Consider the following 10022-nt stretch of genomic DNA (forward strand, 5'->3'; position numbering starts at 1 on the left):
CCGCACCGGCCGCGGCAAAGAACTGTTCCGGTCCATCGACCTCGATCAGCTTCCTCCCTTCGATCAGCCAGAACCGGTTGGCCACCGTGCGCACGAACTGGCGGTCGTGCGACACCAGGAGGCAGCTGGCCTGCTGTTCCATCAACTCGTCCTCCAGCGCCTCCTGGCCCTCGATGTCGAGGTGGTTGGTCGGCTCGTCGAGCAGATAGAAGTTCGGCTGGGTGAGCCGCAGCACCAGCATGCCGAGGCGGGCCTTCTGCCCGCCCGACAGCCGCCCGATCGGACGGCCCTGCATCTCGATCGAGAGCCCGGCGCCGGCGAGCAGGCCGCGCGCACGCTGATCACCGACCGCGAAGCGCCGCGTCAGCATGCGCATCGGCGTGTCTCCATCGGCGAGATCGGCCAGCGCCTGGTCGCAATAGCCAAGCACCAATGACTCGGTGGCCCGGATCTCGGCCGGTGCCGCTCCGACATTCTCGATCGCCAGCCGCAGCGCCGCGACGAAGCGGGTCTTGCCGGCGCCATTCGGCCCGAGCAGCGCAATCCGGTCGCCCTTGCAGATGAACTGCTGGCCGGTCCTGAACAACAGCCGGCCGTCGGGCGTGGCGATCCCGGCGTTGTCCAAGCTGATCAGGACCTTGGCATGGGTGTCGCGGTTGGCGAGCCGGATCGTTCCGGCCGAGCGTTCCAGATGCGCGGGCTTCGCCGTCTCCTCGAGCTTCTCGGCGCGCTGCTTCAATTGCCTGGTCTTCGACAGCAGAAGGTCGCTGCCGGAATTGATGCCGAGGTTGTTGAGCTTCGCCGCCTGCTGCCGCAGCTGCCGCACGGCCTTCATGTCGCGCTGATAGCGCTGCTCGTCCGAGGCATCGAATTCGTCGATCGCCGCGCGCGCCGCGGTGTAGGGCAGCGAGAACAGCTGCGACCGCTCCGGGCGCAGGAACAGCGTCCGGTTGGTCGTCGCATCGAGAAAGGCGCGATCGTGGCTTGCGATCACCACCGGCATGTCGCGCGGCAGCGCGTTCAGCCAGGCCTCAAGCCGGCCGATCTTGGCGAGATCGAGATGGTTGGTCGGCTCGTCGAGCAGCAACACATCGGGCTCGGTCACCAGCACGCGGGCGAGCACCGCAAGCCGCAGCCAGCCGCCGCTCAGCTGCTTCAGCGGCCTGCTCCATAGGTCCTCCGGCACCTCGAGTGATTGCAAGGCGACGTCGACCCGCCAGCCCTCGCTGGCGCGCTGCTCGCCGGAAAGCACCTCGAGCACGGCGGCGTGGAACGGTGTATCCAGCAGTCTTGGCGGCGCATCCTGCTCGACATGGCCGACGGTCAGTCCGCGCGCACGGGTGATATCGCCTTCGTTAGGCTCCATCGCATCTGCGATACAGCGCAGCAGCGTGGACTTGCCGCGGCCATTGGCGGCCACCAGCCCGATGCGGTCGCCGGCATTGACGACGAAATTCAGTTCGGAAAACAGCGGCGCGTTCAGCGTCACGCCGAGATTGCGTACATTGATGAGGGTCACGGTCAATTCTCTGGTCTTGCCGGCAATCACGACACTCCCGGGCATGCCAGCCATCGGATAGGCGTGTCGAAGCGCGGCGAGGGATTGATGTGCGGGCGCGAACGCTCAAGCGTTCGACGCCGCACGGCCACGAAGGCAGACCAGGAAGGATTTAGCGCGAGTTTCCGGTCAGCCCTGCAAACGCATCTGCAGGGCGTTGACGGGGCCACGCTTGAGGTGGGGATCGGTGTATCTCGCCACGACGCGGCCCTCCTTTCTCGGCTGAAATGATGTGGTGGGCCCAGATGTAGCCGGGCATGCAACGGATGGCAAGCACAGCCAGGCCAAACTAACCGGCTCTGCGCACGGTCTCGGCAAGCTGGTCGCCGCCGACCAGCGCGGCGAATTGGCCGATCGGGGCCGGCCTGCCGATCAGATAGCCCTGCACCGCGTCGCAGCCTTCTTCGGCGAGGAAGCCGAGCTGCGCCTCGGTCTCGACGCCTTCGGCGACGATCGACATTTCAAGGCCGTGGCCGAGATCGATCACCGCGCGCACGATCGCGGCCGATTGCGGGTTGCGGCCGAGATTGATGACGAAGGCGCGGTCGATCTTGATCTTGTCGAACGGAAACGCCTGCAGGTAGCTCAGCGAGGAATAACCGCTGCCGAAATCGTCCATCGAGATGCGGACACCGAGCGCCTTCAGCCGCCGCAGCAGCGACAGGCCGCGGTCGAAATCCTCGATCAGCACGCCCTCGGTGATTTCGAGCTCGAGCCGGTCGGGCGTCAGCCCGGTCTCGAGCAGGATCGAATGCACGAGGCCGACGAGGTCGCCATGAGTGAATTGCGCCGGCGACAGGTTCACCGCGACCTGCAGCGGGATCGCCCAGGAGGCCGCCTCCCGGCAGGCTTCGCGCAGGATCCATTCGCCCATCTCGACGATCAGGCCGCTTTCTTCCGCGAGCGGAATGAAGTCGCCGGGCGGCACGAAGCCGCGCACCGGATGGTGCCAGCGCGCCAGCGCCTCGAAGCCGATGATCTGGCTGGCGGCCACGCTGCCGCCCGTGGCGGCCTGCGGCTGGTAGTAGAGCGACAATTCGCCGTTCTTGATCGCGACCGACAGCTCCTGGTGCAGCACGCGACGATCGCGGATCTGCTGGTCCATCTCCGGTTCGAAGATCGAGATCGTGCCGCGCGACTTCGCCTTGGCGCGAAACAGCGCCGCGCCGGAATTGGCCAGTAGCGAGGCCGCGTCGGATCCATTGTCCGGGAACACCGCGATCCCCGTGGTGAGGCCGGTCCGCACCGACTTGCCGTCGATCAGGAAATCCTGCCCGAGCGCCTCGGCGGCCTGCTCGGCCAGCGCGATGCCGGCGACGGGCTGCTTGCCGTCGATGATGAGTCCGAATTCGTCGCCGGACAGCCGCGCCACCACGCCGCCGCGCGCCACGGCCTGCAAACGCTGGGCGACCTCGATCAGTACCTTGTCGCCCATCGCGTGGCCGTAGACGTCGTTGATCTCCTTCAGCCCGTCGAGGTCGACGCAGAGCACGGCGAACTCCTCGTCGGTGCCGTCGCAGGCCTCGATCATCTGGGTCAGCGCCTGCAGGAAGGCGGCGCGGTTCGGCAGATCGGTCAGGCCGTCATGATAGGCCATGTGCGCCATCCGCGACTCGGTCTGGCGCCGGTCGGTGACGTCCTCATGGGTCTTGATCAGATATTGCGGCTCGCCGACATCGTCGAGAACGGTCATCCGGCGGGTCAGGAACAGCCGCAGGCCGTCCTTGGTCGAGATCGGATGCTCCTCGGCGATCATGCTGCGCTTCCTGATCGCGGCCTCGTCGCGGGCGATGATCAGCTTGGCTTCACGCGCATTGAAGATGTCGGACGCGGTCAGGCCGGCGGCGTCCTCGCGGCGGCGATTGAGGATCGTCTCGGCGCTGCGGTTGGCCAGGAGGTAGCGGCCGTCGCTGACCCGCTGCACGATCAGCGAGACCGGGATGTTGTCGACCACGAGCTCGAGGAACTTCTTGTTGTTCTCGAGCTCGCGCGACAGCGAGCGGCGATCGGTGACGTCCTCGAACAGCGCGATCAGGAATTCCGGCTCGCCGGCCTCGTTGCGGGCGATCACGCGGTTGGAGGCGAGGATCCGCTTGTCCGAACCGCGTTCGACGAAGAATTCGCTGCGATGATAGCCTTCCGCCGCGTTCAGCGCCGCGCGGTCGGCGGTGTCAATGCTGGCGGCGGTCTCGGGGCGGAAGATCTCGTCGGCGCGCTTGCCCACGATGTGATCGCGCGAGAAGCGCGAGAAGCGCTCGAATGCGCGGTTGGCAAAGATGTAGCGGCCGTCCTCGATGTTCTTGGCCGCGACGCAGACCGGAACGTTGTCGAGCACCGATTCCAGGAATTGCGTGGTCGAGGCGAGCTTGCGCGACAGCTTGCGCTGATCGGTGCAATCGAGATGGGTCGCGACCGAGCCGCCGTTCGGCAGCGGAAAATACTTCACCAGCACCGACCTGCCGCCGGGCAGCTCGGTAACCAATCCCTCGGGCGCCGCGGCCCTGGCGAAGAAATCCTCGGCGCTGACGTCGAGCACGCCGCGGTCGCGGCGCAGTTCCAGCAGCTCGACGCCGGTCATGTTGCGCCTGATGTCGGCACGCGACAGGCCGTAGATGTCGAGATAGCGGTCATTGCAGAACACGATGCGCTCCTGCGCATCGGTCATCACCACGCCCTGGTTCAAATGGTTGAGTGCCGACGAGACGAAGGCGTTGCGCCGCAGTTGCGCGCGCTTGGCCTTGCGCAGCGCCGAGAGAATCCACAGCCCGACCGCGCCGAAAAACGACGCGACCACCACGCTGCCGATCAGGAGCTCCCAGACCAGGCCGGGATCGAGGCTGCCCAGATAGCTCGACGGCGCGAACGCACCGGTGCCTGCCCGGGCTGCAGCGCACGGCGCGACGGCGGCGATCAGGCAGAGCACGGCCCTTGCCGGAATCGAATTCTTCCCGCCCGCCTGCACCTTCCTGCCAGCCATCGATCACCCGCGGATTTCCGGGGCGAGTGTCCGGCTCCGGCGGTTTGGATCGGGTAAACGCGTACTGATGCAACCGGAAAATGCTGACTTAATTTATGGCAATTGCCCTGACATGATTAATGCTCCACTAACAGGGCAGGCTTCCCAACTATTTGAGATGGCCCAAGCACTTGCCTAATAAGCACTTGCCCAAAGCGACCGGATCGGCTGAACGATGTTGGCAGCGGCGGCCAGGGCGCGGCCGGGCGGAAATTTTCGGACCTGAAGGACGAGATGGACAGGGTTGATTGCGTGATCGTCGGTGCGGGGGTGATCGGCCTCGCCGTGGCGCGGCGGCTGGCACAGGCCGGCCGCGAAGTGATTGTGCTCGAGGAGGCCGAGGGGATCGGCACGGTGACCTCGTCGCGAAACAGCGAGGTGATCCACGCCGGCATCTACTACCGCGCCGGCAGCCTGATGGCGCGGATGTGCGTCAGCGGCAAGCGGGCGCTCTACCGCTACTGCGCCGAGCATGGCATCCCGCACAAGAAGTGCGGCAAGCTGATCGTGGCCACCACGCCTGCGGAGACCGAGAAGCTGCAGTCAATCCGCGCGCATGCCGAGGCCAACGGCGTCGACGACATGCAGTTGTTGTCCGGCGAGACGGCGCGCGCCCTGGAGCCGGCGCTGAATTGCGACGCAGCGCTGCTGTCGCCCTCGACCGGGATCATTGACAGCCATGCTTACATGCTGGCGCTGCGCGGTGACGCCGAGGCGGCCGGAGCGGCGTTCGCCTTCCATACGCCGCTGCTCCACGCCACGGCCACCGCCGACGGGTTCGAGATCGAAGCCGGCGGCGTGGCGCCGATGACGCTGGCCTGCGATCTCCTGGTCAATGCCGCCGGACTCGGCGCGACGGCGGTCGCGCGCAACGTCGAGGGCATGCCGATCGAATTGATTCCAACGGCCTATTTGGCCAAGGGCAATTATTTCAGCTGCAGCGCCAGGGCGCCGTTCTCGCGGCTGATCTACCCGGTGCCGGAACCCGGCGGGCTCGGCGTGCACCTGACGCTCGACATGGCCGGACAGGCGAGGTTCGGGCCCGACGTCCAATGGATCGATCACATCGATTACGCCGTCGACCCTGATCGGGCCGAGCGGTTCTATCCGGCGATCCGGAAATACTGGCCGGCCCTGCCGGACGGCGCGCTGATGCCGAGCTATTCGGGAATCCGCCCCAAGATCGTGCCGCCGGCGGTGGCGACGCAGGACTTCCTGATCCAAGGGCCGGCCGACCACGGCGTCGCGGGCCTGATCAACCTGTTCGGCATCGAATCGCCCGGACTGACGTCATCGCTGGCGGTCGCCGACCATGTCGGCGCGCTGGCGGAACTCTGAGCAAATACGGTAAGGCCTTCCGGGGGATGCGCGCGCACTTGGGCGTTCATCCCTCGGTGAAAGGCCACGCTATTTGCTAATTTGCAGGGGGGCGGTCTAGTGGACCGTGTCGTCGGCGGATAGTCTCAACCGCTCGATTTGATCCTTGACCATCAACTTGCGGCGCTTCAGCTCGCAAATATGCAGGTCGTCTACAGAGGGGTGAACGAGCGCTTCGTGCAGTTCGTTCTCGAGTATTTTGTGTTTACGCTCCAGCTCAATGAGATGGGCCTGTATTGCCATTGCGAACACTCCTCGGTGCGTTAAACCTCAGGTTCGATCCGGACCGCCGAGTGTACACAAGTGGACGGCGCTGTCGATGGGAGATGCGAAATGCCGCACGCACTCATTTCGGTTTATCTGTAACCAATCGTGACTATGGAACCGGTCCGGCTTGCGCGGCGCGCGTTCAAGGAGGATATTCCGGCGAGCGGCGACTTCCGCCGTAACAACCTTATCGTGCTTATCAGTTAATACACAACCATGAACGATCAGGATGAGCGCGAACTAATCGCCGAGCTCGCGCGGCTGCAACAAGAGCACCGCGACCTCGATGCCGCGATCGACGCGCTGCACCAGTCGCCGGCGCCGGATCTCTTGATGCTGCAACGCTTGAAGAAGCGGAAGCTGCAACTGCGCGATCGCATCGCCTTCATCGAAGACCAGATCACGCCCGACATCATTGCCTGACGCGCGCCGCGGCGCGGGCCTTCGCGGTTCGGCGTTCCGGTTCAGGCCGGGCGGCGGTTTTCCCCGTCATCCACAGCGCCTCACCGGCTTCACGTTCGCGGCAACGGAGGCGAGGCGGTTTCTCGGCGCTTGACTCCACATGAACAAAAAGAGAACATATCGGCCCAGCCGCCAGCCATCAGAGGGAGTTTCGCCATGTCCGCACCGCCTTCCCTGCCCGACAACAGCCGCTACGAGAAGGCCTGCGATCAGGCGATCGCGATGTGCGACGGCAACCTGCGCAGCACCATCAAGGCGCTGATCATGGCCAACGAATATCTGGAAGCCGAGCTTGAGGAATTGCAGGCCGCGATCACCGCCGGCTGCGTGCCGGCGCAGACCCGGGCGGCGAGCGACGCCGCCTAGAGCCTTCACTTCGATTGAATCGAAACGGAGGCTCTGGATTCTTGTTTTGACGCGTTTTCTTCACGCGAACCGGTACCCACTTCGCTCGAAAACGCTCTAACCCTTCGGGAGCACAGCGATGGCCGATGTGACCTACTACGTGGCACTGCCATTCATGCAGGACGACGACGGCACGCCGGTCGCCGGCAATGCCGAGGAATGCCAGAGCTCGGCGGTCGCGTTGCGCCGCGCGGAGACCATGTCGCGGATGCCCGGCAGCATCGGCGCCGTCGCGTTCAGCCGCACCGGCGATCCCGCGATCGGTGAATTCGGCGATGCCAAATTGTTGCGTGCCTACGGCAACGTGCCGGAGGATCTCAGCGCGCTATAATTCTCGGGATTCGTGGCGCCGCTGCGCCTTGCGCACATACATCGCACGGTCGGCCTCATCGAGCACGCGATCGATATCCGAATGCGCGGTGAGGATCGCAACGCCCGCGGAAGCGCCTGCGGTGACCTGGCTGTTACGAAACATGAAGGTCAACCGATCGATCGCCTCTTCCAGCGCAGCCGCCTTGGCGCGGGCATCGATCTCGCTGAGATTCCACAGCAGCACGGCGAACTCGTCACCGCCGAGACGGCCGATCACATCGGAAGCGCGCACCTGATCCGATATCGCGGCAACGATCGCCTTCAGCACCTCGTCGCCCGCCGCGTGGCCGAAGGCATCGTTGATCGGCTTGAGGCGATCGACGTCGAGCACGATCAGCGCACCGGAGGCCTGATAGCGCTTGATGAACGAGAGCGAACGGGCGAGCTCGCGCTCGAAGCCGCGCCGGTTCAGGATGTCGAGCAGGAAGTCGGTCTCGGCGGAGGCCTGCAGCTCCTCGATCCGGGCCTGCGCCCGCGCCAGCTGCGCCCGCAAGCTGCGGATGGTCGATTTGTCGCCGGATGCGACCGCGCCTCGCGTGGCAGCTCCGGTTCCAGCCCGTTTGGTTCCAGCCCGCTTGGCTGCAGTCTTGCCCGGCCTGGATTTGCGCGCGGCGGGCGCGCCTTTCCGTCGTTTCGCGGCCCCCGAGGCGGCCGCCGTCGTCTTCTTCTTCATGCGCATCCTTGTTGAGGCCTGCTTATGAAGGCTTGCCGGGATTCACCAAGACAGGATAGTCCATTCTAACTCCCTTGCCACGCCTTGGATGACGCCCGGGCCGTCCCTATAATCAGCCTATGCTTTTGGATTCCTGCACAGAATTGAAGAGATGACCGCTCCGATCGCCATCATCATGGGAAGTCAGTCCGACTGGGAAACCATGCGCCATGCCGCCGAGACGCTGGCTGCGCTCGGCGTGGCCTGCGAAACGCGCATCGTTTCGGCCCACCGCACCCCGGATCGGCTCTATGTCTTTGCCAAGGGCGCCAAGGCAGCCGGCCACAAGGTGATCATTGCCGGCGCCGGCGGCGCCGCCCATTTGCCGGGCATGACGGCCGCGCTGACCGAGCTCCCGGTGTTCGGGGTTCCCGTCGAGTCGAAGGCGCTGTCGGGCGTCGATTCGCTCTATTCGATCGTGCAGATGCCGGCCGGCGTCCCGGTCGGGACGCTGGCGATCGGCAAGGCCGGCGCGATCAATGCCGCGTTGCTCGCGGCGAGCGTGCTCGCACTCAACGATCCGGCTCTGTCGGCCCGCCTTGCGGCCTGGCGCAAGCAGCAGACCGACGCGGTCAACGAGCATCCGGAGGGCGCGGCGTGACGGCTTCGAACGCAGTGAAGCTGAAGCCGGGCGACACCATTGGAATCCTCGGCGGCGGGCAATTGGGCCGGATGCTGGCGATGGCGGCGGCGCGCCTCGGGCTCCGCTGCCAGGTGTTTTCGCCGGATCCGGACTCCCCGGCGTTCGACGTGGTGCAGAACGCGACCTGCGCGGAATATGCCGACGTCGAGGCGCTCGAACTGTTCGCCAACGATGTCGACGTCGTCACCTATGAATTCGAGAATGTCCCGGCCGCGACCGCGATGGTGCTCGCCGCGCGGCGCCCAGTGCTGCCGGCCTACAAGATCCTGGAGACCACGCAGGACCGGCTGATCGAGAAGGATTTCGTCAGCAAACTCGGCATCGGTACCGCCGACTACGCCGACGTGTCCTCGGTCGACACGCTGCGCACGGCAATCGAACGGATCGGCCTGCCCGCGGTGATCAAGACCCGCCGCTTCGGCTATGACGGCAAGGGCCAGGCCATCATCCGCGACGGCGACGACCTCGAACAGGTCTGGGAGGACCTCGGCACCAAGTCGGCCATCCTCGAGGCCTTCGTGCCGTTCGAGCGTGAGATCTCGGTGATCGCGGCCCGCTCCGCTTCCGGCGAAGTCGAATGCTTCGACGTCACCGAGAACGAGCATCGCGACCACATCCTGAAAATTTCCCGCGCGCCGGCCGCAATCCCCGATGAGCTTGCCGCACAGGCGCGCGCGATCGCCGAAAAGATCGCCTCGGCGCTCGACTATGTCGGCGTGCTCGCGGTGGAAATGTTCGCGGTGCCCGGCAACGGCAGCAAGGCGACGGTGCTGGTCAATGAGATCGCGCCGCGCGTGCACAATTCCGGTCACTGGACGCTCGACGGCGCCTCGATCTCACAGTTCGAGCAGCACATCCGCGCGATCGCCGGCTGGCCGCTGGGCAAGCCGGTGCGCCACGGCGAGGTCGTCATGACCAACCTGATCGGCGACGACATCCTGAGCTACGAGCAGTGGCTCACCGTTCCCGGCGCCACGGTGCATCTGTACGGCAAGGGTACGCCGCGCCCCGGCCGCAAGATGGGACACGTCACCGAAGTGACGCCGGCCCGCAAGCGATAATTTCACGCGCGGCCCATAGCCGCCTTCGTCGTATCGATGGAAATTGGGATCGTGGCAACCACGATCCATTAAAGCATCGGTTCTGATTGAATCAGAACCGATGCTCTGGATTTTTGTTTACGCGTTTTCTTCACGCGAACCGGCGTCCA

General features: G+C 65.3%; 10 protein-coding genes. 6 read left to right on the forward strand and 4 right to left on the reverse strand.

The genetic code is table 11. The features are described 5' to 3' along the window. Both AKL29_RS03180 and AKL29_RS03185 read right to left on the reverse strand, forming a co-directional pair. Positions 1-1573: ABC-F family ATP-binding cassette domain-containing protein (locus AKL29_RS03180; protein ID WP_152977403.1), on the reverse strand; the 1573-nt coding region annotated here is incomplete at its 3' end. Positions 1574-1847: 274 nt separating this feature from the next. After that, on the reverse strand, positions 1848-4535 hold the full coding sequence (locus AKL29_RS03185; RefSeq protein WP_050382991.1) for a sensor domain-containing protein: 2688 nt from the start codon (positions 4533-4535) through the stop codon (positions 1848-1850). A gap of 273 nt (positions 4536-4808) precedes the next feature. Here AKL29_RS03185 and AKL29_RS03190 point away from each other — a divergent pair, with 273 nt between their 5' ends. Continuing rightward, on the forward strand, positions 4809-5912 hold the full coding sequence (locus AKL29_RS03190; protein WP_050382994.1) for an NAD(P)/FAD-dependent oxidoreductase: 1104 nt from the start codon (positions 4809-4811) through the stop codon (positions 5910-5912). A 96-nt stretch (positions 5913-6008) separates the two neighbouring features. Here AKL29_RS03190 and AKL29_RS03195 read toward each other — a convergent pair whose 3' ends face one another. Beyond that, complete coding sequence (locus AKL29_RS03195; RefSeq protein ID WP_016847370.1) at positions 6009-6194, reverse strand: YdcH family protein; 186 nt, start codon at positions 6192-6194, stop codon at positions 6009-6011. Between the two features lie 240 nt (positions 6195-6434). Between AKL29_RS03195 and AKL29_RS03200 the strand changes: the two genes are divergently transcribed. From AKL29_RS03200 to AKL29_RS03210, 3 genes are all read left to right on the forward strand, one after another. Then, a complete protein-coding gene (locus AKL29_RS03200) occupies positions 6435-6641 on the forward strand; it encodes a YdcH family protein (RefSeq protein WP_016847372.1) in 207 nt (68 codons plus the stop codon). 195 nt (positions 6642-6836) lie between these two features. Beyond that, the gene (locus AKL29_RS03205) at positions 6837-7046 is read left to right on the forward strand and encodes a hypothetical protein (protein WP_028336001.1); all 210 of its coding nucleotides are present in this window, start codon (positions 6837-6839) and stop codon (positions 7044-7046) included. Positions 7047-7164: 118 nt separating this feature from the next. Beyond that, positions 7165-7416 (forward strand): hypothetical protein, encoded by a 252-nt coding sequence (locus tag AKL29_RS03210; RefSeq protein WP_018268738.1) that lies wholly within the window; start codon positions 7165-7167, stop codon positions 7414-7416. On the opposite strand, the gene AKL29_RS03215 is transcribed toward AKL29_RS03210, so the two are convergent. Next, the gene (locus tag AKL29_RS03215) at positions 7411-8136 is read right to left on the reverse strand and encodes a GGDEF domain-containing protein (RefSeq protein WP_028336000.1); all 726 of its coding nucleotides are present in this window, start codon (positions 8134-8136) and stop codon (positions 7411-7413) included. The genes AKL29_RS03210 and AKL29_RS03215 overlap by 6 nt on opposite strands. Before the next feature lie 145 nt (positions 8137-8281). Between AKL29_RS03215 and purE the strand changes: the two genes are divergently transcribed. Both purE and AKL29_RS03225 read left to right on the forward strand, forming a co-directional pair. Next, positions 8282-8770, forward strand: coding sequence for a 5-(carboxyamino)imidazole ribonucleotide mutase (gene purE / locus AKL29_RS03220; RefSeq protein WP_050382998.1), 489 nt, complete (start codon positions 8282-8284; stop codon positions 8768-8770). After that, positions 8767-9873 carry a 5-(carboxyamino)imidazole ribonucleotide synthase gene (locus AKL29_RS03225; RefSeq protein WP_028335998.1) on the forward strand — a complete coding sequence of 369 codons (1107 nt, stop codon included), beginning with the start codon at positions 8767-8769 and terminating at the stop codon, positions 9871-9873. Before purE ends, AKL29_RS03225 begins: the two co-directional genes overlap by 4 nt. Positions 9874-10022: the final 149 nt, after the last annotated feature.

Source organism: Bradyrhizobium pachyrhizi, assembly GCF_001189245.1.
GTDB classification, from domain to species: domain Bacteria; phylum Pseudomonadota; class Alphaproteobacteria; order Rhizobiales; family Xanthobacteraceae; genus Bradyrhizobium; species Bradyrhizobium pachyrhizi.